This window comes from Ruminococcus sp. RTP21484sp1_RTP21277st1_D2_RTP21277_210401, from assembly GCF_040924225.1.
Taxonomy (GTDB): domain Bacteria; phylum Bacillota; class Clostridia; order Lachnospirales; family Lachnospiraceae; genus Blautia_A; species Blautia_A faecis.
On sequence record NZ_JBCOMJ010000034.1, the window covers coordinates 35108 to 59294 of the forward strand.

The following is a 24187-nucleotide window of genomic DNA, read 5'->3' on the forward strand; positions in this document are numbered from 1 at the left end:
AAAGAACTTTTAATCAACTAAATAGCAACTTAGAAAACCTTGTACAATAAAACCGGCTATGCTAAAATAAAGAAAGATTTCAGGGACAAAGCAGTTTGTCCCTTGTTTTACGTTTGAAGAAAGGACACCCTATGTTTCACATAATCCCCAACAATTTTTTTGTTCCGCTATCCTCGCCAAACCGAATTGTGTACTGGGAATGTATCAGCCGCCTTTTTGCCATTATGGAACACCAGTTCTCCTTTGGCGTGGAAAGAGAAGTGCTGGTAGACGAGCTGGAATTTTATTTTGGACAGGAAAATGCGGCCCAGCTGGTGGAAGAAGAATTCCAGGCTGATGACAGCCGAAGCCGGGCTAACGGCATTTTGCGCCGCCTGGAATACTACGGCTGGATCGAAGTGGAAACAGACAAAAGCTACGTACAGCGTGTAAACTTCAAGGAATACGCTGTGAAAATAATCAAAACACTCCTGGATATCGCAGATGGGAAACAAATTGAATACCAGGGGTACATTTATACCATCTACAGTCTGGTAAAAGGCACCATGGATAAGCCGGGTATCGTGCTCATGCAGATCTGGGAAAACACTGACTACCTGATCACTGGTCTGAAAAACCTCAATTCCAACATCAAACACTACATTGATGACCTTACCAGACACAGCACGGTTGCCCAGATTATGGATGCACTGTTTAACGACTACATTACCAATATTGTAGACAAAGCCTACCACCGCCTGTTGACTTCTGACAATGTTTCCAAGTTTCGTCCGGAAATTATGCAGTGCCTGGAGAAAAAAAGCCACAATGAGGAATTTCTGGAAAAGGCATCTGCAGAGATTGCAGCTATCCGGGAGGTTTCCGAGGAAGAGGGGCGGGAACTGACCTACCGTTATCTTCACGAAATTATTGAGGCTTTCCGCAATATGGACGAGATTCTTCAGGAAATCAACCAGAAAAATACCCAGTACCAGCGAGCTGCCATCAACCGTGCTAAATTTCTCCTGGCAGGAAATGAAGATGTGCGGGGGCAGTTGAAAGAAATACTCATGGGAATTAATGAAGAAATCAACCGGGAAAATATGGATCTTGGGGGAATCTACCGCATTGATTTTCTGGATGATCTGGTGCGTATTTGCCAGTGTTCTATTCTGGAACAAAGTTCTCTGTATCTGGCAGTAGAAGGGAAAAAGGAATTCATTCCCTCCAGTCTGGAGAATGAGGAACCAGACGAAGAGCTTCGCCGTGAGAAAATGAGAAAGATGGCAGAAAAGATCCGGAAAGTGATCAGTGTAGAGAAAATTCAGAACTACGTAAACCGTTATCTGGCGGAAAAAGATGAGCTGGAAGCAAGCCAGCTTCCTCTCAATAATGAAGAGGATTTTATCAAACTGATCTATGTGCGCCTTTACGGTCAGCGCAAAAATATGGGATATGTAATAGAAACTCTGGAAGAACGGGAAGTAAACGGCTACCGTTTCAAAGATTTTCGGATACGGAGGAGAGAAAATGGAATATCTGGAAGGAATGCTGCAAAAAGAAAAGGATAATTTCAGCAGGGTTTGCAACCGTCTTCTGGGAACCTGCTTTTTGTGCAAAGGAAACCAGAATACCAAAGCAGATTATTATTTTGTGCTGAAATACAGGAAAGAATTTAAAGAATATCTGGGCGTTCTTGGCTATCGCCTTGAGATAAACGAGGAATATGGAGTGATTCAGCTGACCAGTCCGAGAGGGTATAACCGGATGAATCTGAAGCTTTATGATTCCATTGTACTTCTGATCCTGCGAATCCTTTACGATGAAAAGAAGCGTGAGCTTTCCGCAATAGAGGAGGTAATCGTGAACCTTGGAGACATTCAGGATAAGTTTGTGAGTCTTAATATCCGTGACAGATTAATCGACAAAACCACCATGCGAAATGCCCTGAGCCTGTTCCGAAGATATCAGATCGTGGAGCTTCTGGATAAGGATATGGGAGATGAAGAATCTCGTGTTCTGATTTACGACTCCATTCTGATGGTGGTACGTGCAGAAGACATTAAGGCAGCATATGAGAAACTGGAGACATACAGAAAGGGAAGAAACGAAAGCGATGAAGAAACTGACGAGGATGAAGCTGATTAACTGGCACAGGTTTAATAACTGTACCATAGAGTTTGGAGATTCTACTCTTTTATCTGGTGAAAACGGTGCTGGAAAATCCACTCTTCTGGACGCAATCCAGTTTGTGATCATCTGTTCCACCGGTTATTTTAACAAGGCGGCCCACGAGAATGGTAAGCGAAGGCTTACCGGATATATCCGCTGTAAAACAGGAAAAGAAAACCAGCCTTATGAGCGTACCGGCGAGATCAGCGCTCATGTTGCCCTGGAATTTTATGAGGAAAGCAAGGATAAATATTTCATTATCGGTGCTGTTGTGGATTCTGCTTCTGAGGGCCAGGAGACTACAGTGCGGTATCTGATGGAGAATACCAGGATCTCAGATGATCTTTTCCTGTACGGAAACCAGGTGAAATCCATTGCAGAATTCCGTGGTTCCAACATTGATATCCGCCAGTGGTGCAAGACCAATGTGGAAGCCCGTAGAATGGTCACAGCAAGACTTGGAAGGATTGAAGATAAGTTCTTTCGTCTGATTCCAAAAGCGCTTGCATTTAAGCCAATCGACGATATTAAGGACTTTGTTTACTCTTACGTGCTGGATGAAAAAGAAGTCAATATTGATGTACTTCGGGAGAATGTGCGTACTTATCAGGATATGGAACGTACCCTTGATAACGTGAAAAAACGCATGAAAAAACTGAAAAAAATACAGGAATTGTACCAGCGTGTACAGGAGCGTATTGAAAAGGACAGGATGTACGAGTATTTCCTGAAACGTAGTGATCTGGAGCTTGTGGAAGGACAGCTTTCCAGTCTGGAAACTGCCAGAAAGAACGAAGAAATCCGTCTTTCCCAGGCGAAAGCCCAGTTGGAAATGCTTCAGAAAGAGCGCTCTGAAAAGCAGGAAATTGCCACAAATATTCGTGTAGAACTGCGTCATAACCAGGAATTTGTAGCTTTGGAAGAGGAGAAAAAAGAGCTAAAAAGGCTTCAGGATAAGAGACAGGAAGCTATGAATGAGGGGACGGAATTGAAGAAGAGCGTGGCTCAGGCGGCCAGGGACTGCGAGAGTTTATTGCGGACTATGGGGGCAGGGGACACTTCCGGATATTCTGCAGCAGTTTCTGCCGAAATGAGTCAGTCTGCAAATGCAGAAAATGGAACTGGCGCAGATTTCGCTTCCTGTATCCGTGAATACCGGAAAAAACTTCAAACTCTGGATGGTGATATCAATGTAACAGAAATAAAGAGCCTTACAGATGATGTGATCCATTTCAAACAGATGCGCTATGGAGAACAGCAGGAAGAGCAGGCGCAGCTGAAGATCCGGCTGAATCAGAACCAGACAGAATGGGAGAAATTAAGCAAAAAGATCAATAAACTGAAACGCAAAAAGCTGACTTATCCATCTGGTGTAGAACTTCTTGTGGAGTCTGTACAGGAAGAATTTGCGGGCATTGGAAGAGAAATCCAGCCTGGAGTGCTCTGCGAAATGCTGGAAATTAAGGATGAGGAATGGCGAAACGCAGTGGAGGGGTATCTGAATACGCAGCGTTTTTACGTGCTTGTAGAACCGGAGAACTTCGATATTGCACTTGGTATTTATGACCGTCTTCGAAGAGAGAAAAAGGTTTACGGAGTAGGTCTGATCAACACGAAAGATCTGGAAAAATACGACACTGCGCCTGCTGGAACTCTGGCAGAAGTAGTCACCTCCCAGAACAAATATGCCCGTCAGTACAGCAACATGATCCTTGGAAAAGTACAGATGTGCGAGCGTTACGAAGACCTGAAAAAGTATTCTGTTTCTATCACAAAGGGCTGTATGAGATATCAGAACCGTGTGGCAAGTGCCATCAAACCAGAGGTATTTCGTGTGCCGTTTATCGGCAAAAATGCTTTTACCGTACAGCTGGCACAGGCTGAAGAAGAATTTCAGAAGCTTAGTGAAACAATGGAAAATCAGGAGAAAAAGCTGTCTGACACAAAAGAGATTCTGGGACTTCTTTCTACAGAAAGTGACGTGGATATTAAGTACCGTCTGGATGTGATCGCTACCCTTCGTATGTTAAATAAATCCATTGATAAATGTGAGGAAAATATACGAAAACTGAAAGAAAATTCCACCCTGATCCAGAAGCAGCTGCAGCTGGATGAGCTGGAAAAAGTGCTTAGGGGATTGGATTACACCATCAGCTCCGACACGGAAAAAATCGGTGGAATGCGTGCCCGAATCCAGGATTTGGTTGCCAGAAAACAGACACTTCTGGAAAAACAGGTTACCGGAAAGAGTGAGGTAACCGCTCTTGCAGCAGATGCGGGAGAACGTTTAAATAGCTGGAATCGGGAATATAAGGAGGCTCTGGGAGTAAGATCAATTGAGCAGTTTCAAAGTGAATATTTTTATAAACTGCCTTCTAATAAGAGAAAATATAACAGTGAGAGATGTCAGATTGCCAAAGACAATATGATAAATGCCATGGTGGAATATAAGACCGAGCATGATTTTGGTGCAGCTGCCAGTCTGGAAGGTTTTCCTGAATTTGAGGCGGTGTATGAACGTTTGAAAAACTCTGAACTTCTTGATTATGAGGAGAAAGTACAGTCTGCCCATAAAGCGGCAGAAACAGAATTTCATGAGCAGTTTCTGGCGAAATTACAGGAGAATATGAAGCTTGCACAGGGGGAATTTAAGGAACTGAACAAGGCGTTAAAGGGCATTGATTTTAGCAGTGAACGCTATGAATTCCAGTTTATGCCAAGTAAGAAATACCGCAATTATTATGAAATGATCATGGATGATTTCAATGTGACACAAGGCGAATCCCTGTTTTCGGGAATTTTCCATGAGGCTCATAAGGATGTAATCGAGGAGCTGTTTGAACAGCTTTCGGTAAGTGGAGATAACAGTGCACAGGCTCTTGACGAGTTTACGGATTACCGTACTTACATGGATTATGACATTAAGATCATTCATAATGACGGCACCTATTCTTACTATTCCAAGGTATGTGAAGAGAAGAGCGGCGGTGAGACACAGACCCCATTCTACGTGACAGTTGCGGCTTCTTTTGTGCAGCTTTACAGCAATAATATTGGTGGCGAGGCAGCTGGGCTGGTACTTTTTGATGAGGCCTTTAATAACATGGATGATGAAAGAATCGGCGGCGTTTTGGAATTCCTGAGACGCCTTCCATTACAGCTTATTATCGCCGCTCCTCCAGATAAGATCCAGTATATCGGCCCGGCTATGGATGAAGTGATGCTGGTAATGACAGATCAGAAGCAGAGTTATGTGGAGGAATATCATAACGCGGTGTAGGCCCTGTTTGAAAAATCATTCCCATAATCTGCACGCACCAGTATGGTTGACAGTTGTTGTGTTTTTTTGAGATGATTCCACAATTCACAGTTGCACAGTGGCAGATTAAGCGGTAAAATAAACGAAAATAACGCAGAGGAGGTATCGCATATGACAACATTGGAAATTCTGGACCGTCTGCAAGGGGATGCACTGAAAGATGGTGAACTTCGAAAAAAGCTTTTGGAAACCCGTTTGGAAAAGGATCCTCTCACTGTTTTTTGCAGATTATGCAGGGAACTTGGCTATGAATTGTATGAAATGGACCTGGTATCTGCCGGAGAAGACTTCTATGCTACCATGCGCCGCAGTACCAATGGCGGCGGAGAAAACTCCCCGAAGCTGGAGGGGGAAGATGACTTCTATGAGCTTTTGATGGCAAGCCTGGAGGCAGCAGAGAAAGCAGAATAGAATTGGCTCAAATTGACATCAACTATGAGTGCTTTAGGTAAGCCAAAAGCATTGTGCAAAACGTTATGTAAACTAAAAGGACGACAGTTGAAAACCTAAATTTCGTTGAAAATTAGAGTGAAATGTCTGTTATAGATTGAAAAACAGGGAGTGTGTATGGCAGAATTAACGGAATTGCAGAAGCAGTTATTCGAATTACAGGATATAAAATATCGGGATTTCCACAGCAAATTAATGCCCGAAACAGCCAAGGAAAAGATTATTGGAATCCGTACTCCTGTGCTTCGGAATTTTGCAAAAGTATTCGCCGGTACTCCGGAATCAGAGGACTTTTTGCAGCAGCTTCCTCACCAGTTTTATGAGGAAAATAACCTTCATATGATGCTGATCACTGGGATAAAGGACTATCCGAAATGTATGGAAGAAGTACAGCGATTCCTGCCCTATATCGACAACTGGGCCACCTGTGATTTCCCAGAGCCAAAGTGTTTCCGCAAGAACAAAAAAGCAGTATTAGAAGAGGTCCGGAAGTGGATCGCCTCCACTGAAACCTACACTATTCGCTACGGGATCGGTATGCTTATGCGCCTTTTTCTGGACGAGGATTTTTCCCCGGAGTATCTTGAAATGGCAGCTGGCGTACAATCACAGGAATATTATGTAAACATGATGATCGCCTGGTATTTTGCCACCGCGCTGGCCAAACAATGGGATGCTGCAGTCCCTTATATTGAGCAGCACAGACTGTCGGAATGGGTACATAAAAAGACTATCCAGAAGGCGGTAGAAAGCTATCGGATTACGTCTGAACAGAAGGAATATTTGAAAGGCTACCGTTAAAAATAGGATTTTATGGTTTAGAGCCTGAGAAATGAAAAACGCCAGAATGAAAAGCTTTATCAAGCGGTAAAGCGAATTTCATTCTGGCGTTTTGTATTTATGCAGGCATAAGATCCTGGTGGCTGCCGCAAATCAGCGGAAGCTCTTCAGCCAGTTCACCAGGGAATCATGCCAGATATTGTCATAAACGGTTTTCTTCATCTGGTCGGTTACCGGACCATTGTTTGCCATTTTCGCAAGGATTCCGGCTTGAAGCTCTTCTACGGTCATGTCCTCTGGGGACTTGGACCAGTCTACGGTTATCTGAGATTTTTCGGAGGCTGGTTCGGATGCGGTAGTAGTATTAGATGTTGTACCATCAGCTGCTTTTTCAGAAGCATTTGCGGTGCAATCAGAGTTACCTACAGTAGTCGCAACCGTTTCCTTTATGCTGTCCGTATTCGCAGCATTTTTCAGTGCCTGAGAGATCGGAGTTGTATTTTGCTCTGCGACAGTGGCAGCAGCTTCCTCTTTTGTCTGGTCTGCGTTGTCAGCCTTAACTGTTGTATTAGTAGTTTCCGGTGTCTTTGCATTCATCTCTACCGGCTTATACTCTGGCATATCCCCAGCCGGAACCCAGATATTGCCGCTGTTTCCGGCAACGGTTACATGAATGCGTCCATTTTCTACAGAAACTTTTTCACCGGTCAGAGTACCTACATACTCAGCTGCATTTCCAGCAGCCAGATCCATAGAAGCGGCATTGTCATCATTATTTACAGTGACGATCACACGCACCCCATCCAGGTCACGGGCAAAAGCATACTGGCGGTTGGTGAGCATAAGCTCTGCATAGCTTCCATAATTAAGAGCCGGTGTATTCTGGCGGACTTTTCCAAGGGCAGCAATAAGAGCTGTGCAAGGATTTTTCTCCACTGCGTCAGCATAATCAGCAAGATTTAAGGCTGGTCTTAAGCTGTCATCTGAGGTTCTTTCCTTACGTCCCTCAATTCCAAATTCAGAACCATAATAAATACTTGGAACTCCCGGAAGGGTGTAGAGAAGCACATGAACTGGAGCAAAATGCGCCTTATTGGAAAGTTTGGTGTAAATTCGTTCTACATCATGGTTGTCCACGAAATTATAAAGATCAAGGTCGCCCATGTTCTGCAGATATTTTACAGTGTGCGCGATCTCAAAATAGTTATGGTCATTGTGTCCGCTGTAAAGAGCCTTGTGAAGTGCATAATTTGTAACACTGTGAAGGGTGCTGCCATTTACCCAGCGGCTGTAATCGCCGTGGATGACTTCGCCCATCAGCCAAAAATCCGGTTTCACTTCCTCAGCGGTGCGGCGCAACTGTTTCATAAAATCAAAGTCCAGAACGTCCGCAGCGTCAAGACGGATACCATCCACATCAAATTCAGAAACCCAGAAACGGATCACATCGCAGATGTAGTTCTGCACATCAGGATTGCGCTGGTTTAATTTTACCAGAAGATTATATCCGCCCCAGTTTTCATAGGAAAAACCATCGTTGTATTCGGTATTTCCAGAGAAGTTCACATTACAGTACCAGTTTACATAAGGTGAATTCTGTCGCTTCTCCTGAATATCTTTAAATGCGAAAAAGTCACGTCCGGTGTGGTTGAATACGCCATCGAAGATAACCTTGATCCCTTTTTCATGGCAGGTTGCAACGAAATTCTTCAGATCCTCGTTGTCACCCAGACGGGAGTCAAGCTTCCTGTAATCAGTAGTCTCATAACCATGTCCCACACTTTCAAATAAAGGACCTATATATAAAGCGGTGCACCCGATTTCTTTAATATGATCGATCCACGGAAGAAGCGTATTCAACCTATGCACAGGCTCCCCATACTCATTCTGCTTCGGCGCCCCAGCCAAACCCAATGGATAAATGTGATAAAAAACTGCCTCGTTATACCAACTCATGTCTAACACCTCTGTCGTTTAAAATAAATTTGTACATTCAACGTTTTCTATAATAGCAGATTTTAGGAGCTTATTCCATATAAAATTGAAATCCACCCAAAACCCGACGCTGCGCTAATCCCGTGGGGCGAAGCCCCACCGCCCCAAGGAGTAAGAGCGGGCGGAGCCCTCGGCACATGGGGCACCACGCAAAAAATCCACCGTCCCGGAAACACTGCCGGTTCGGTGGATTCCCATTTCCACACTTTTAGGAAAGCAAAAAGTTCTCTACAGCAATGGCCGTAGACCCGATATATTTTTTCTTTTTCCGGAAGGTGCTCTTCACGCAGAACTGTTCCGGCAGGGTGGAGTTTATTTCAACTAACTGTTCGGTAAAAAGAGACACAATAGAATCGTGCTCGAAAATATCCCCAAAAAGCACCAGCTTATCCGGTGCCAGGATAAGAATGGCATTGTTGGTCACTTCTGCAAGATCAAAAGAGCACTTGGAAACATACTCCCGAAGCTCCTGATTGGGATGATTCAGATAACTCTCCAGATTGGCAGAGCAAGGCTCTCCCACAGTTTTGGAAAATTCCAGAATATCCTTCCCATTCTCAGAGTGCATCAGCTCTTTAATGTGATCAATAATCGCCGCCTCAGAAATCAAAGTCTCCAGACATCCATTCCGTCCACAGATACATTTCGCTCCTTTTCCCTTGGCAAAGTGATTATGCCCAATCTCAGAAGACTGATAATTATATCCCTTGTAAATATGTCCGTTGATCGCAGTAGCAGAACCCACTCCAGGTCCCCACTTCAGCATCAGGATATTCTGTGCGTTCTCAATATTCGTTCTATAAAGAAGCTCACTCTGGAGAAAGGCACAAACATTGCTCTCCACAGTAATAGGAAATGGAAGTTCATTCTCCAGCAGTTCCTTAAAAGGAACCGGCCCCTCAAAAACACGATAAGGGTGAAGGGCAATTCCCTCCAGGTGGTTTACCGGTCCGATCACAGAAACACCGGCACCCAGGATCTGATTCAAATGGATAGAATGATTCCACAAAATCTTGATACACTCCTTGGCAAGCTCTGAGCAGAACTCCTTCTTATTCCAATTAGAAGAAAATGTAAAAGGCTCTTCCACAATGAGCTTTCCGTGAAGGTTGGTAATGGCGATATTAACAGATGCCGGATGTATGTCAAAGCAGACGATGTACTTCCAGTTATAATTAATCTTTAATGGGCTTTGTTTGCGTCCCGCCTTCTTATTAGGAGAATCTACACTTTCTTCACACTGTATGATAAGACCACTTTCTAAAAACTCGTTTACTATAGATGTCACTGCCGCTGTTGATATTCCGAGAAAACTGGCTATTTCCGTGCGGGAAAGGGATTCGTTGGCGAAAAGCAGCCGCAGCGCATTCAGGCGGTTATTTGCTTTTGTCTCAAGGAACGCAGAATTGATATTATTCATACGGTACGAATGCTCCTTCCTGTCTTATGGAATGCATTTATAAAGAATCTTAATTATTTGAATAGTTAAGATTCTTAATTAAATAAAAATGCTTACTGTAATTATACGAGATATATCTATATAATGCAAGGGAAAAAATGGGAAAATCCAAATTGGTCATATTATTGAATGACAAAATGCACAAAAACAAATCAAAATATATGTATAATTGTACAGGTTGACAAATGAATAACGATATAGTATGATACAACCATATTAATTAACAAAGTTGATTAATAAAACGTACACATATTCAGTAAACAAAATGAAGGAGGTATTTTATGAACAAAACAGCAAAGAAGGTTGTAGCAACAATTTTAACAACGGTCATGACAGTGGGGGCTGCCACCGTTGTATCCGCTGATGATCTTTCCATTACATTAAGCCATCAGCCCTACAGCCACGCACTACCATCTTACATTGGGGAAGGATTACAATCGGGATCCATGCGATCGGAGGGATTGGTCGGATAATTTCAAATAATGGGTTCAGCAGGAAATCTGCCACTTTGTAATATCCCATGATCCATCCCAGTGGAACACCGATTATAGTTGCGATAATAAAACTTGTAAGAGCAAGCTTTAAGCTCTGGAAGAAATGCTGTGGAAGTGTGGAACCATCTGGATTTGCATTTGTCAGTTTATATATAAACGTCTCCACAACTTCTGACGGAGCATTCAATGATCTGTGTGAAACCCAGCCAAGCCGCACAGCGGCTTCCCAGACTCCAAAAAATATAACAAGTCCCAGAATACTGAGCATTCTGTATTTCATCTTTCCATTAGAACGTTTATTCATATGTTTATATCCCAATCACCTTTCCGATGTTTATAAGTAATGCCGGCATAAAAACAGTTTCTGTTCTCATACCGGCAATACACGTTTACAGAAATTACTCCATAGAAATACCTTTTTCCACTGCTATTGCACGAATGAATTCGCCATCAACAAAACCGTTTTCTTTTAATGTAGTCATGTCATCGTCTGTGTAGGTTCCCTGATCGATAAAGAACTGAACGATCTTATTAACAACTTCATCAGCTTTTGTATTTCCAGCTTCGCCTTTGAAGTATTCAACATTCTCTTCCAGAGTAGGAAGTGGTCTGTCCTCTACGAAACGTCTTGCTAGTTCCTCATCTGTGTCAATTCCGTTATCCAGCTGCATCTGAAGCAGATATTCACTCTGGGTATCGATATCGTCTTTGTATTTTTCGGAAATTTCGTAATAATTCTTAACCCATGCATAAACTGCATCCCAGTTCTCTTCGATTGCCTGCTCGGAAGCAACGAGAACGGTTGGCATTGTCTCGCCGGAAGCCTCACCGCTGGAAGCTTTTACCCAGCCTTCTTCCTCAGCCTGATAGGACTGTGGATCCCAAAGAGCTACGATGTCGCCCTGGCCAGCTTTGAATGCGGTGTATGCGGATGGAACATCCATGTGTACGATACTTACATCGTTCTGGGTAAGTCCCATAGCACTTAAGGTTGCGATCAGCATATAGTGAGCACTTGCAGTGGCAAGGAAGCGGAGCCGGAAACCGAGAAACCAACAGAGCAGCCCAAAGAGAAAGGCAATACAGGCGGGCTTGTGCTTTTCCTTGTCGTGGCACTTCTTGGCGGCGGGGGCGCGTTCTATTATTTTAAGTTTATGAAGCCAAAGCAGAACGTCAAGGGCGACACCGACCTTGAAGATTTCGATTTTGACGATTACGACGAGGACGAGGGGGACGGGCTTTCTGATGAAGAACAGGAGGACGAGGAAGCATGAGGCTTTTCACCGAAAATCCTTTGGAAAAAATGATGGTACAAAGACCCACCGGGCGGCGTGACAGTGCGCCGCCCGTTCCAAAATCCCCGGCGTGTGTGCGCTGCCCTTATAAGGCGCAATCCCCCTGTATCGGCTATTGTCTGAAACAGGCACAGGAGAAGAAGCACACCGCGCCGGAACGCTGAAAGGAGGATTTTTTCATGGCACTTAGACTTGTGATTGCAGAAAAGCCGAGCGTGGCGCAGACTATCGCCGCCGCGCTTGGCGTTAAGGAAAAGAAAGACGGATATATCGAGGGCGTCGGCTACCTCATTTCATGGTGCGTCGGGCATTTGGTACAGCTTGCGGAAGCTGCCGCCTACGGGGAGCAATATAAAAAATGGAGTTTTGACAGCTTACCCATTCTGCCGGAGGAATGGCAGTACGCCGTTGACCCGGACAAGGGGAAGCAATTCAAGACCTTAAAAGAGCTTATGCACCGCGCCGACGTTTCCGAAGTGGTGAACGCCTGCGACGCGGGGCGCGAGGGAGAATTGATTTTCCGCTTTGTCTACGAAGCGGCGGGCTGCAAGAAGCCCATGCGCCGCTTGTGGATTTCCTCAATGGAGGACGGGGCGATTAAGGCGGGCTTTGCTTCCCTCAAAGACGGGCGGGACTACGACGCGCTCTTTGCGTCTGCCCTCTGCCGCGCAAAGGCTGACTGGCTTATCGGCATTAACGCCACCCGGCTTTTCTCCTGCCTGTATGGAAAGACCTTGAACGTGGGGCGCGTCCAGACCCCGACCTTAAAAATGCTCACCGACCGGGACGCGGCTATCTCCCATTTCCAGAAAGAAAAATATTATCATGTTCGCCTTGATTTATCCGGCGCGGAAGCGGCAAGCGAAAGGATTTCAGACAAGGCAGAAGCCGACGCGCTGAAAGGGGCTTGCGAAACAGAAACGGCGGTATGCGTTTCCCTTACCAGAGAGAAGAAAACCGCAGCCCCGCCGAAGCTCTTTGACCTTACCTCTTTGCAGCGGGAAGCGAACCGCATTTTCGGCTACACCGCGAAACAGACCCTTGACCTTGCACAAGCCCTTTATGAAAAAAGACTGCTTACCTATCCGAGGACGGACAGCAGCTTTCTTACTGACGACATGGGCGGCACCGCAGCGGGCATTATCGCGCTGCTTTGCGAAAAGCTCCCCTTTATGGCGGGCGCGGACTTCACGCCGGAGGTTGCAAAGGTAACAGACAGTAAAAAAGTATCAGACCACCACGCAATCATTCCCACTATGGAGCTTGCAAAGGCTGACCCGGACGCGCTGCCGGAAAGCGAGAGAAATATCCTCACCCTTGCGGGGGCGCGTCTGCTCCTTGCCACCGCCGAGCCGCATATCTTTGAAGCGGTTACGGCGGTTTTCTCATGCGCCGATACGGAGTTTACGGTGCGGGGAAAGACTGTTATTTCTGACGGTTGGAAAGAGATGGAACGCAGATACCGGGCGACGCTGAAAGATAAGCCCGAAGCGGAGGACGGGGAAAATGCAGACGTGACGCTGCCGGAGCTTTCCGAGGGACAGGGCTTTCCTAACCCCGCCGCAAAAGTAACGGAGCATATCACAACGCCGCCGAAGCCCCACAGCGAAGCAAGCCTTTTGTCGGCTATGGAACGCGCCGGGAACGGGGACACCGACCCGGACGCGGAACGCCGGGGGCTTGGCACTCCCGCCACCCGCGCCGCCGTCATTGAAAAACTGGTAAAGGGCGGCTTTGCAGAGCGCAAAGGCAAGCAGCTTATCCCCACGCAGAATGGAGCCGCCCTTGTATCAATCTTGCCGGATATGCTCACTTCCCCGCAGCTTACCGCAGAATGGGAAAACAATCTGACGCAGATAGCAAAGGGAGCCGCAGACCCCGGCGAATTTCTGTCCGGCATTGAAGCTATGGCGCGGGAGCTTGTGCGGACACACGCCGCAGCACTTGACGGGAAAAAGGATTTGTTCCGGGAGGAAAAGCCCTCTGTCGGCAAATGCCCCCGTTGCGGTTCCCCCGTCCATGAGGGGAAGAAAAACTATTATTGCAGCAACAAAGAATGTGCCTTTGTCATGTGGAAGAACGACCGCTTTTTCGAGGAACGCAAGACCGCTTTTTCCGCGAAGATTGCCGCCGCGCTCCTTAAATCCGGCAAGGCAAATGTAAAGAAGCTCTACTCCCCGAAAACAGGCAAGACCTACGACGGAACTATCGTTCTGGCTGACACTGGCGGAAAATACGTCAACTACCGTATCGAAGTACAGAAGAACTAAAAACTTGAATAGCAAGCATAGGAAGCGGGTACCCACTTCCGTAAATCCCCGTTGCGACGCTGACGCGCCGGACGGGGATTTTGCTTGTTGGGAAGTTTCCCAAACCCTCTTTTGCGGAGGGCTTCACCCTCTAAAAATTTTCAAAAATATTTGGCAGAAATGCGGGCGTACCCGTAGTAGACCATGCAGCCAAAAAATGCAGCTTATGACGCTGCCGCAGAGAAAGGAGGTTTTTCACTATGGCAAGTTTACGGGACACCGTAAAGGACTATCAAGACGAGCTTAGGGACGGTATCGCATGGGTGGCGTTCTGGAAACAGGGGCGTTCATGGAACGCGGAATATTTTCATCTTGATATGGACGATACGCTCTACCCGGAGGACAGGAGCCGGTTAGAGGAAATAAAAAGCATTGACCCCGCCGCCGTTATCTTAAACGGCTACTATTGCGGGCATTTAGGCGAGGACATGAGCCTTGACGAGCTGACCGCCGGAGTGCGTTACCACTACGAAAACAGCATGAACGACATTGACGGTTTTATCGGAGCGCATGACGACAGGCTTCCCCCGGAGGTTATCGAGGAAGCGAGGGCAGCCGCCCATGAAGCGGGGCTTCCCTTTTCCGAAAAGCCCTACCGGGACGGGGAGGATTTTAACCCCTATGTATTTGACGGGAGCATGAGCATTGAGGATTTTGAGCTTATGCACCGCATGATTGAAAAAGAAAGGAGCGAACAAATGGCAGAACCGATTTTAAGCGGCTATCTTTCCAATCTTGGGAAGTACACCGAGGGCAGACCCGCGGGCGAATGGGTGACATTCCCCACGACTGCCGAACATCTGAAAGAAGTCTTTGACCGTATCGGGATTGACTTCAAGCACTATGAGGAATGGCATTTCACAGAATTTCAATCCACTATCCCCGGCTTGACGGAGCATTTAAGCGAGTATTCCCACCCCGACGAGCTGAACTATTTAGGGAAGCTCTTGGAAATGCAGTTTGACGACGACCGGGAGAAATTCATTGCAGCCATTGAATACGGCGACCATGCCGACAGCTTACAGGACATTATCAACCTTGCACAGAACCTTGACTGCTACTGGATTTATCCGTCCGTCCACAATGAAGAAGAATACGGGCGTTATCTGGTTGATGAACTGGAAGAACCGGAACTTCCCGAAGAAGCGAAAAAGTATTTCATGTATGAGGAATACGGGCGGGACGCTTCCATTAACGACGACGGTATGTTTACCGAAAAGGGCTATATCTACAACAACCGCAACACCTTTACAGAATGGTACGACGGGCGCGACGTGCCGGAGGAATACCGGGTAACGCCGCAGCCCCCGCAGCCGGAAAGACCCGACCCGTCAAAGGTAGAAATGGACGCAGCCGCGCCGGGGCAGAGAACGGCGCAGACCGCAGAGCAGCCACAGGAGCCGCGCCCGGTTATCCCTATCGTGCTGACGAGCGAGAAGCCCGCCGAAAAGCTCAAAGAGATTACCGACCGTCTGGAACAGGGTATTGCGGAACTCTTTGACAGCGAGCGTTACCGGGAATATCTGAAAGTCATGTCAAAATTCCATAATTACAGCTTCCGAAACACCGTCCTTATCGCCATGCAGAAGCCGGACGCTTCCCTTGTGGCGGGCTTTTCCGCTTGGAAGAACAACTTTGAACGAAACGTGATGAAAGGGCAAAAGGGAATTAAAATCATTGCTCCGTCACCCTATAAAATCAAACAGGAAATGCAGAAAATCGACCCGCACACGCAGAAGCCCGTTATCGGCAAGGACGGGAAGCCCGTCACCGAGGAAAAGGAAGTCACCATACCCGCCTACAAGGTGGTATCCGTCTTTGACGTTTCCCAGACCGAGGGAAAGGAGCTGCCGGACATTGCGGTTGACGAGCTGACAGGCGACGTTGACCGCTACAAGGATTTTTTCGCAGCCCTTGAAAAGACTTCCCCCGTTCCTATCGCCTTTGAGAATATCGAGGGCGGCTCTCATGGCTACTACCACTTGGAGGACAAGCGCATTGCTATCAACGAGGGCATGAGCGAATTACAGACCTTAAAGACCGCTATTCACGAAATCGCCCATGCGAAGCTGCACGACATTGACCTCAACGCGCCAAAGGACGAGCAGCAGCCCCACGTTGACCGCCGCACCCGCGAAGTCGAAGCGGAAAGCGTCGCCTATACTGTCTGCCAACATTACGGGCTTGACACGTCGGACTACTCTTTCGGCTATGTCGCCGGGTGGAGCAGCGGGCGGGAGCTGTCCGAGCTGAAAAGCTCCCTTGAAACGATACGCAGCGCAGCCGCCGAGATTATCAATTCCATAGACGAGAACTTAGCGGAGCTGCAAAAGGCACAGGACAAGGAGCAGACCGCCGGACAGGAGCAGCCCACCAGAGAGGGACAGGAAGCCGCGCCGGAGAAGCCGGAGCCGGAAGCAGCCGCACCGGGAAAATCCGGCGCACAGGAAAAAGCGGGCGCAGCCCCGAAAGAAGCCTTTACCCCGGAAACGATTTACAGAGTGCGCCGGAACCTTTACAGCGACAGCCGGGAAAACAGCTACCTCTTGCAAGCCTATGTGACACAGGAGAACGGGCGGGCGAAAATGGGCGACGTGCTTTATACGGGAACGCCGGAGAAATGCCGCGAGCTTATGGGGCAGCTCAAAAGCGGCGAGCTGACCGAGGGCGACGTGAAGCAGCTTTACGCAAAGGCACAGGAAACGGCGCAGACCGCCGGACAGGACAAAGACACCTTTTCCATTTACCAGATAAAGGGCGGGGACGAAACAAGGGATTTCCGCTTTGAGCCTTACGACCGCCTGCAGGCGGCGGGAAATGTGGTTGACAGGGCGAACTATGAGCTTGTCTATTCCGCGCCCCTTGCGCCGGAAACTTCCCTTGAAGATATTTACACCTGTTTCAATATCGACCACCCCAAAGATTTTAAGGGACACAGCCTTTCCGTTTCCGACGTGGTAGTGCTTCATCAGGACGGACAGGACGCGGCGCATTTCGTTGACAGTGTAGGTTTTCGGGAAGTGCCGGAGTTTTTACAGGAGCAAAAGCAGCTTACCCCGGACGACTTGGAAACGGGCGAAACTGTCAAGACACCGAGGGGGACTTTCCATGTGACCGCCATGAGCCGGGAGCAGATAGAAGCCGCCGGATATGGCTTTCACCACCAGTCGGACGACGGAAAGTATCTGATTATGGGGAATGGGACGCGGGCGTTTGCCGTTGCCGCAGAACAGGCGCAGCGGGACAATCCCTTGAAAACCGCCGAGCAGACCACAGAGCAGAACGGGAACATGATTGACGGTATCATCAACAACACCCCCACCGTTGACGAACTGGAAGCAAAGGTAAAGGCGGGCGAGCAGATTTCCCTTGTTGACCTGGCTAACGCTGTCAAAGCCGACAAGGAGCGCGGCAAGGGAGCGAAGCCGGAAAAGAAACCCTCTATCCGGGCGCAGCTTAGAGCCGACAAGGAAAAGGCACAGAAGAAAAACGCAAAGCAGAAGTCACAGGACTTGGAAAGGAGCTGACCCATGCCGGAACAGAGCAAATTTGAAAACATGGATTTGTTTGCTTCCCTTGAAGCGATTATGAAGCAGAACACAGGCTTTTACCAGAGCGACTTAGACATTGACAAAGAGATTATCGCAAAGGCGGCGGCAAGCCCCCACAGGGAGGACAAAACACTTTTGTGGTTCTGCCGCCCGTCCGGGACGCACTGTTTCCGGGAGCGCGACGTTTTCCTCAAAGACACCGCGCCCCACAACACATGGCGTTTCTACATGGAGCAGACAAGCGACCGCGTTCTTGCCTATGCAATCGAGCTGACGGGAAAGGAGCGCGGGAAAATCAAGGGCAATCTGTACGAACTGGACTACTCTAAACATTATGAGCGCGTCAAGGAAAAGGAGCTGCCCGCCGATACGGTGAAGCTGATTTATGAGCATGGGGAAAGGGTACAGGAAGCCGGGAGATATTTTGACGGAACCCCAGACCCGCAGCTTGGGAAATTTGAACGCTTTGAAGCCGTACCCAACGACCCGGACGCGCTGCAATCGCTCTTACAGGAAGAACGGCGCAGCCGGGAGCAGCTTTCGCCGGGGGATTTCAAAATGCATATCGCAGCTTTGCGGGACGGGCTGATTGAAACGGAAGCGCGGCGCATTGTGCGGGAAATGAAGCGGCATTACGAGCCGAACAGCCCGAACAAGACCCATTTCATGGCAGAGCTTTCCCCGGCGTTCATGCGGCTTGCAGCCACAAAGGACACTGACCGCCTTTTCTCCATGCTGCCCTACAAGACCCTTTCCTTTTCCAAAATCGAGGGCAGACATGGGACGTATGCGCTGATTGACAAGGGGGAGAACCGGGACAGGGAGATAAGGAAGCCCCGCCCCTCTATCCGGGCGCAGCTTAAAGCAGACAAGGCAAAGACCGCCCCGAAAAAGGCGGCGGCAAAAACAAAAAATCACGATATGGAGGTATGAGCATGATTAGACTGACTGTTGAAGAAACAAACCTTTTGAGCATTTACAACGAGGGCGGCAAGCGGGCTTTGATTGAGAATGTCAACGCCGCGCTGCCCTACATGGACGCGGATATGCGGGAGCTTGCAAAGCGCACCCTTTCCAAAGTGGACGCTTTGACCGAAGCGGAATTTGCAGAGCTTCCCATTTACGCCGCTGATGAAGTATGAACGGGGTTAAGCGGCTGACGCCGCCCCAGAGCCGGAAAGTCAACGCCCTTGTGCGCCGGACGTGCTGCAATTATGATAACGGGAACTGTATCTTACTGGACGACGGGGACGAGTGCGTATGTCCGCAGCTCATTTCCTATTCGCTTCTCTGCAAGTGGTTCCGGGTTGCGGTGCTTCCCGCCGACAGGCTGCTTTATGCGGAGCTTTACCAGACAGGGGATAAGAAGAAATGTACCGAGTGCGGCGCGTTCTTTGCGTCAACCTCTAACAGTGTCAAATACTGCCCCGTCTGCCGGAAACGTATCACCCGCAGACAAGCCGCCGAGCGCATGAGGAAAAGACGCGCCCCTGTTACGCAGTAGGCGCGGAAAATCCCTTGATTTACAGGGCTTTCCGGGCGTGAAAATCGGATAGGCGATACTTTATACCTTTACCCCCAAAAATGGCGTTCTACTGCGTAACATTCACGAAAACAGCACCCATAAAAAGACAGGGCGCGGAAGTCATATACTGGCTTCCGCGCCCTGTTCTTTTTTTGCCTATCTGACATTTCCCTTTTCCATTTCTTCAAGCGGGAACTGCGGGAGGGCTTCTATCAGCTTCTTTGTGATGGACTGGCGCATATCTTCGTTGATTTCCTGTTTCGTGCTTCCGTCCGGCTGTCTGACCGCTACCGTCGATAGCCTGTCGATTTCGTCCTTGTAGCACTCCACGACTTTCTCCACCGCCCATTTTTCCCCGGCAACGGCGGCGCGTATGGTTTCATATTCCGGCATTTTCTGGTTTTCCATGCTCAACGCTCCTCTGCTTTTTGATAGCCCTATCATAGCACAGCGGCGGGGATTTTGCTATCCTTATCCGCGCTCTGTTCCCTTTTCCCGTTCCGGCTGCCTGTCTGCCTGTAAAATGCTGTCAATGTTCTGCTTGATAATATCGTATTCCCGGACTTTCTTTTTCAGCTTCCCATAGTCGGCATAAAGGGCTTCTTTCTGCGCTTGGAGGGCTTCATATTCCGATTGCAGCGCGGCAAGGTTCGGGAGCTTTGCAATGCCCGCCGCTTTCAGCGACCTTGCGGCGGCTTCATGTAGGATAATCGCCTGTTCCTGTCCGGCGCGGTACTTCTCCCTGTTCCTTGCCTTGCGGTATGCGTCATAGACGGGCTTTGTCTTTTGGTAGGTGGAAACATTCTTGATAAGCACCGCCATGTCCGCAAGCCGCTTTTCCGCGTCCTTCAATGCGTCTGCCGCCTGTCCGCTTTCCGCTGCCATTTCTTCAATCCGGCTGACTAAATCCGCGTACTGTTCAATCTTATGTTCCGTCAAGAAATTCATGGTCTTTGCTGCCTGTTTCAGATTGTGGATTTTCGCCCACTGTTCATAGCCCTTACTCTGCGCCGCCTTGATACTGTTCTCAATGTCGATAAGCAGCGAAACGCCGCGCTGCTCTCTGGGGGCTTTCGCCGCCTTTGCCCGTCTGCCCGCTATCCGTTCCCTTATGGCTTCCTCTGTATAATCCGCGCCGAGGGTTTTAAGACGGGTGAAGCGTTCCTGTCCGGGGGCGCGGCATGACACATATTTCCCCGGCTTTATCTCATAGCCCGCCGCCTGTAACCGCTGCAACAATTCCTCAAAACTGGAAACTTGGGGGATAAGCGCGTCAACGGCAATCTTTAGCTTGCCTTTCCAACTTGTACCCGTCTTTTCTGCCTGGTACTCCGCATAGCTCTTTCCCTTGCTGCCCTTGCCGGGAACGACGACGGACAAGCCATTTTCCCGACACAGCTTGTCGCTCATGTTCCGTATGCCGTAATAGCTCCTTTTGTTGGAATTATATTTGCGGTGGTCTACGAAATTTACGGCGCAGAAAATAATGTGATTGTGGACGTGTCCTTTGTCAATGTGCGTCGTGAGTACATATTCATGCTGCCCCTTTGTTACCGCGTCGGCAAGCTGCTTTCCGATTTCATGGGCTTTCTGATAATCGACTTCCCCCGGCTCAAAGGACTGTATCAGATGAAAGGCTAAATTGTTCCCCTTTTGGAGTGCTTGGGACAAGGTATATTCAAATTCAATATCTGCCGTTTCATAGGAGCAGCCGAAAGAGGACACAAGCATTTTTCCGTCCGTCTTGTCCGGGTTTTCGATATAGTCAAGGGCTTTGCTTAGAGTGCTTTTAATAGGCTTAATCTTTGTAACCGCCATATCTCCGCAAGCACCCCCTTTATTTCCTCTATGTCCTCTTGGTATGCGTTCCCCGTCGCGTTTACGCGGCGTGCTATCTGGTTGACGTTGACACCGATTTTCTGTATCTCTGCGGTCATTGCCTTTATATCGGCATGGTCTATCTGAATGATATACCCGTCAATGGCAATCTTCCGCAGATATGCCGCCATGTTCCGGGTGGGTACGAGCTTCATTTTTTCCAGTATTAAATCCCGTTCCGCTTCCGTCACTCTGAATTTGATTTGCACCGTTCTTTTGCGTCCGTTCATGTATTCGCTCCTTTCCTTTCCGTTCCGAGGGTTTGGGACACTTCCCAACAAGCAATTTTCAACCGACGCGCCGCAGCGCGGGAGGGGAAAATACGGAAGTGGGTACCCGCTTCCTATGCTTGCTACGAATGTTTTTATCCTTTAGGCTCTTATCACCTACTACGGAGAAAAAGCGATTTTGCCAAACTTACGCAAAAGAAAAACGCTGCAACCTCAAAAAAGATTACAACGCTTTCTAAATCCTGTTCAGTTTTAAGTCGGACATTCCTATTCGCCCTCTTTTTCGACTTCGGAAATCTCCTTTGCCGTTGCGGTTACAATCCGTATGCCTGTATCGCTCATACCGTCAAGAAGCGCGTCAAGCTGCCGCCGCTGCGTGTTCTTCTCCGGCGGCGTTTCTAAAAGGAATTGGTCTACGGATATATGGTAACGCTGTATCAGCTCAAAGAATATCTGTAAACTTGGGTGCTGCCCCTTGTTCTCAATGTTCGCAAGGTAGCGCGGCGAGATAAACATTTCGTCGCCTACTTTCTTGCGGCTCTCCTTGCATCCCTCACGCGCTGCCTTTATCGCTGCCCCAAAAGCCTTAAAGTCGTATCGTGGTACTGGTCTTTTTGCCATAGTTATTCACCCTATTACATTTTACTGTTCCCCTTTCTTCTTGGATATGTCTACGTAGTTCTATCAGTTAGCCAAAATAATTCATATATATATATGTTGACAACAAGCTGCTTTTGTATATAATATTATATAAAAGGGGGGGAATGTTTATGTTACATAGCATGCGTATTCGATAAGCATTGAAATCAAAAAAGATTTTTCCCATTTTCAATATGGGCTTTTTTGTCATGCTTATTTTGCGTATGCTATACAACAAAACTAACGACGTATAGACATAGTATAAAAACTATGCCTTAATTTTGTTGTAGTATTATATGTATAAATGCAGGTCAATGCTCATGTTGAGAATTGACCTGCATTTTTTTGCGCAAAAGGAGAAATATTATGCTTGAAAAATATTGGATAAAATGTCCAATTTGTAACGGAAAGACGAGGGTTCAAGTATTTTATAATACGGTATTAAGAAATTTTCCTCTTTTCTGCCCTAAATGTAAATTAACGCATATCGTTGATGTTGAAAAACTAGAAATCATAATCAAAAACTCTGAAAAACAAACTTTTTAATTTTGAAAAGGAAGGATATTTAAATGAAACACTTACCTAAAAGTACACCTACGGAAATATTGAATGACCCATACGGATTTACTTACAAAGAAATGTCGGAAGTAATTGGAGAGGATAAAGCAAGAGCCTTATATACGGAATTGTATAAACAGCCATTTCACAAAGAAAATCTATCAATATCAACAAAAAAAGTCTATAAAAGTAGCGATACTGAAAAGTATGTTTATGAATTGAAAGATAACAGGTATATTGAAACGGTTTTTATTAAACGGCGAGATGGTGGGACTGTTTGCGTAAGTACGCAAGTTGGTTGTTCTGTTGGCTGTATTTTTTGTGAGTCCGGACGCAATGGTTTTGTTCGTAATCTAACACCGTCTGAAATTGTGCAGCAGGTTGTATTGATACGTCAAAAAGTAAATCGTATCGTTTTTATGGGAATGGGAGAACCTTTATTCAATTACGACAACTTGATTGCAGCAATCCATATTCTTCGAGATAGAAATGGACTTAACTTTCCAACCGACGGCATTACCGTATCAACAGTTGGTCCAGTTAATCAATTAAAAAAATTGCGCGAAGAACATCTAAAAATTCAGTTGACAATATCTTTACATGCAGCAACACAGGCTGCGAGAAACTGTATCATTCCTCATATGCACATGTACGCTATTGAAGATGTTGTTAAGCAAGCATTGTCCTATTCTCAAAGGCATAATCGAAAAGTGGTATTTGCGTATTTGCTTTTACCAGGTATAAATGACCGTTCCTCAGATATAAGGCAACTTGCAAAATGGTTTAAGGGCAAAAATGTTATGATTAACGTGCTGCAATACAACCCGACGAGTAATTCAAAAATTAGAGCACCACAAAAACAAGAAATGGTTGCGTTCAAACATCAATTAGAGCAAACAGGACTTGAAGTTACCATGAGAGTTTCTCATGGTAGAGAGATTAAAGCAGCTTGTGGACAGTTAGCTAATACATATAATAAAGCCAAAAAACAACAGAAATAATTTAATTAAAAGAGCCAGACGCACAGACGCAGAGCCGATAATATGCAGTTTGAAATACTGCTGTTATCGGCTCTTTTTTGATTTTAATTTGTGCCCCTAATAACCATATTGGAGCAAAATCAGAACTGTTGCTTGTCGTTCTTTGATTTCCGCAGCAGCTTTGAAAAATCAAAGCCGCCGTTTCTTTTTATCTTCTAATGAAATGACGCGGTATCACTGTTGAAATCGGCGGCTAAAGGAGGTAGCCGCCATGAAGCAAAAAGCATATCGACAAAATCCGACAGTTATTGACTTATCAAAAAAAGCCCGCCCACCACCGGGGGAAACTACGCTTATATATATGAACTGTCTAATCATCTGGATACTGCTTACAATGCCTATGCGCCCGTCCGGGCTTTTCGGACGGGCGCATTTTGTACGTTCAAAAAATTTTTGAAGAAATTTCAAAAAATCTTCGGCGTTTTTGAAAAACGCCGCAGACTGTAGACAAACTTGGTGTTGGGTGTTATGCCCAGCACCATTTTTCTTTTAAAACTTCTTTTCTTTTTATTTT

General features: G+C 47.0%; 23 protein-coding genes. 15 read left to right on the top strand and 8 right to left on the bottom strand.

Annotation, left to right across the window (positions count from 1 at the left end; genetic code table 11):
- Window positions 1-131: 131 nt before the first annotated feature.
- The 5 genes from AB5706_RS18905 (at window position 132) to AB5706_RS18925 (ending at window position 6721) form a co-directional block, all read left to right on the top strand.
- Complete coding sequence (locus tag AB5706_RS18905) at window positions 132-1550, top strand: Wadjet anti-phage system protein JetA family protein (RefSeq protein ID WP_173717212.1); 1419 nt, start codon at window positions 132-134, stop codon at window positions 1548-1550.
- Window positions 1510-2127 carry a DUF4194 domain-containing protein gene (locus AB5706_RS18910; RefSeq protein WP_118583732.1) on the top strand — a complete coding sequence of 206 codons (618 nt, stop codon included), beginning with the start codon at window positions 1510-1512 and terminating at the stop codon, window positions 2125-2127. The genes AB5706_RS18905 and AB5706_RS18910 overlap by 41 nt, the downstream gene beginning before the upstream one ends.
- The gene (locus tag AB5706_RS18915; protein WP_173717213.1) at window positions 2096-5431 is read left to right on the top strand and encodes an ATP-binding protein; all 3336 of its coding nucleotides are present in this window, start codon (window positions 2096-2098) and stop codon (window positions 5429-5431) included. The genes AB5706_RS18910 and AB5706_RS18915 overlap by 32 nt, the downstream gene beginning before the upstream one ends.
- Window positions 5432-5581: 150 nt before the next feature.
- Window positions 5582-5881 carry a hypothetical protein gene (locus AB5706_RS18920; RefSeq protein ID WP_368366267.1) on the top strand — a complete coding sequence of 100 codons (300 nt, stop codon included), beginning with the start codon at window positions 5582-5584 and terminating at the stop codon, window positions 5879-5881.
- 156 nt (window positions 5882-6037) lie between these two features.
- Entirely contained in the window at window positions 6038-6721 is a 684-nt protein-coding gene (locus tag AB5706_RS18925; RefSeq protein ID WP_173717215.1) for a DNA alkylation repair protein, read from the top strand.
- 132 nt (window positions 6722-6853) lie between these two features.
- On the opposite strand, the gene AB5706_RS18930 is transcribed toward AB5706_RS18925, so the two are convergent.
- The 4 genes from AB5706_RS18930 to AB5706_RS18945 all read right to left on the bottom strand — a co-directional run bounded on the left by AB5706_RS18930 (window position 6854) and on the right by AB5706_RS18945 (window position 11652).
- A complete protein-coding gene (locus tag AB5706_RS18930; RefSeq protein WP_118583744.1) occupies window positions 6854-8656 on the bottom strand; it encodes an alpha-amylase family glycosyl hydrolase in 1803 nt (600 codons plus the stop codon).
- Window positions 8657-8903: 247 nt separating this feature from the next.
- A complete protein-coding gene (locus AB5706_RS18935; protein ID WP_173717216.1) occupies window positions 8904-10115 on the bottom strand; it encodes an ROK family transcriptional regulator in 1212 nt (403 codons plus the stop codon).
- A gap of 414 nt (window positions 10116-10529) precedes the next feature.
- Window positions 10530-10952 carry an ABC transporter permease gene (locus AB5706_RS18940; protein ID WP_173772135.1) on the bottom strand — a complete coding sequence of 141 codons (423 nt, stop codon included), beginning with the start codon at window positions 10950-10952 and terminating at the stop codon, window positions 10530-10532.
- A 94-nt stretch (window positions 10953-11046) separates the two neighbouring features.
- The gene (locus AB5706_RS18945; protein WP_173772137.1) at window positions 11047-11652 is read right to left on the bottom strand and encodes an ABC transporter substrate-binding protein; all 606 of its coding nucleotides are present in this window, start codon (window positions 11650-11652) and stop codon (window positions 11047-11049) included.
- Window positions 11653-11655: 3 nt separating this feature from the next.
- On the opposite strand from AB5706_RS18945, the gene AB5706_RS18950 reads away from it, so the two are divergent.
- The 7 genes from AB5706_RS18950 to AB5706_RS18980 all read left to right on the top strand — a co-directional run bounded on the left by AB5706_RS18950 (window position 11656) and on the right by AB5706_RS18980 (window position 19307).
- A complete protein-coding gene (locus AB5706_RS18950) occupies window positions 11656-11922 on the top strand; it encodes a CD1107 family mobile element protein (protein WP_472515492.1) in 267 nt (88 codons plus the stop codon).
- Window positions 11919-12107 carry a hypothetical protein gene (locus AB5706_RS18955; RefSeq protein ID WP_002585093.1) on the top strand — a complete coding sequence of 63 codons (189 nt, stop codon included), beginning with the start codon at window positions 11919-11921 and terminating at the stop codon, window positions 12105-12107. The genes AB5706_RS18950 and AB5706_RS18955 overlap by 4 nt, the downstream gene beginning before the upstream one ends.
- Window positions 12108-12122: 15 nt before the next feature.
- Window positions 12123-14213: a DNA topoisomerase 3 gene (locus tag AB5706_RS18960; protein ID WP_074033657.1), complete on the top strand. Its 2091-nt coding sequence runs from the start codon at window positions 12123-12125 to the stop codon at window positions 14211-14213.
- A gap of 239 nt (window positions 14214-14452) precedes the next feature.
- Window positions 14453-17779, top strand: a complete 3327-nt coding sequence (locus AB5706_RS18965) for an antirestriction protein ArdA (protein ID WP_002585091.1) — start codon at window positions 14453-14455, stop codon at window positions 17777-17779.
- A gap of 3 nt (window positions 17780-17782) precedes the next feature.
- Entirely contained in the window at window positions 17783-18736 is a 954-nt protein-coding gene (locus AB5706_RS18970; protein WP_004607964.1) for a hypothetical protein, read from the top strand.
- The gene (locus AB5706_RS18975; protein WP_004607965.1) at window positions 18733-18945 is read left to right on the top strand and encodes a transposon-transfer assisting family protein; all 213 of its coding nucleotides are present in this window, start codon (window positions 18733-18735) and stop codon (window positions 18943-18945) included. The genes AB5706_RS18970 and AB5706_RS18975 overlap by 4 nt, the downstream gene beginning before the upstream one ends.
- Entirely contained in the window at window positions 18942-19307 is a 366-nt protein-coding gene (locus AB5706_RS18980; RefSeq protein WP_002585089.1) for a cysteine-rich VLP domain-containing protein, read from the top strand. Before AB5706_RS18975 ends, AB5706_RS18980 begins: the two co-directional genes overlap by 4 nt.
- Window positions 19308-19484: 177 nt before the next feature.
- Here AB5706_RS18980 and AB5706_RS18985 read toward each other — a convergent pair whose 3' ends face one another.
- From AB5706_RS18985 to AB5706_RS19000, 4 genes are all read right to left on the bottom strand, one after another.
- Entirely contained in the window at window positions 19485-19736 is a 252-nt protein-coding gene (locus tag AB5706_RS18985) for a helix-turn-helix domain-containing protein (protein WP_002585088.1), read from the bottom strand.
- 63 nt (window positions 19737-19799) lie between these two features.
- A complete protein-coding gene (locus AB5706_RS18990) occupies window positions 19800-21146 on the bottom strand; it encodes a relaxase/mobilization nuclease domain-containing protein (protein WP_002585087.1) in 1347 nt (448 codons plus the stop codon).
- Window positions 21107-21436 (bottom strand): plasmid mobilization protein, encoded by a 330-nt coding sequence (locus tag AB5706_RS18995; RefSeq protein WP_002585086.1) that lies wholly within the window; start codon window positions 21434-21436, stop codon window positions 21107-21109. The genes AB5706_RS18990 and AB5706_RS18995 overlap by 40 nt, the downstream gene beginning before the upstream one ends.
- Window positions 21437-21703: 267 nt before the next feature.
- Entirely contained in the window at window positions 21704-22057 is a 354-nt protein-coding gene (locus AB5706_RS19000) for a helix-turn-helix transcriptional regulator (RefSeq protein WP_002569186.1), read from the bottom strand.
- 384 nt (window positions 22058-22441) lie between these two features.
- Between AB5706_RS19000 and AB5706_RS19005 the strand changes: the two genes are divergently transcribed.
- The 3 genes from AB5706_RS19005 (at window position 22442) to AB5706_RS19015 (ending at window position 24070) form a co-directional block, all read left to right on the top strand.
- Entirely contained in the window at window positions 22442-22621 is a 180-nt protein-coding gene (locus AB5706_RS19005; protein WP_002588768.1) for a cysteine-rich KTR domain-containing protein, read from the top strand.
- Window positions 22622-22644: 23 nt separating this feature from the next.
- Entirely contained in the window at window positions 22645-23634 is a 990-nt protein-coding gene (gene rlmN, locus AB5706_RS19010; RefSeq protein ID WP_002569187.1) for a 23S rRNA (adenine(2503)-C(2))-methyltransferase RlmN, read from the top strand.
- 250 nt (window positions 23635-23884) lie between these two features.
- On the top strand, window positions 23885-24070 hold the full coding sequence (locus AB5706_RS19015) for a hypothetical protein (protein WP_009243795.1): 186 nt from the start codon (window positions 23885-23887) through the stop codon (window positions 24068-24070).
- Window positions 24071-24187 lie beyond the last annotated feature (117 nt).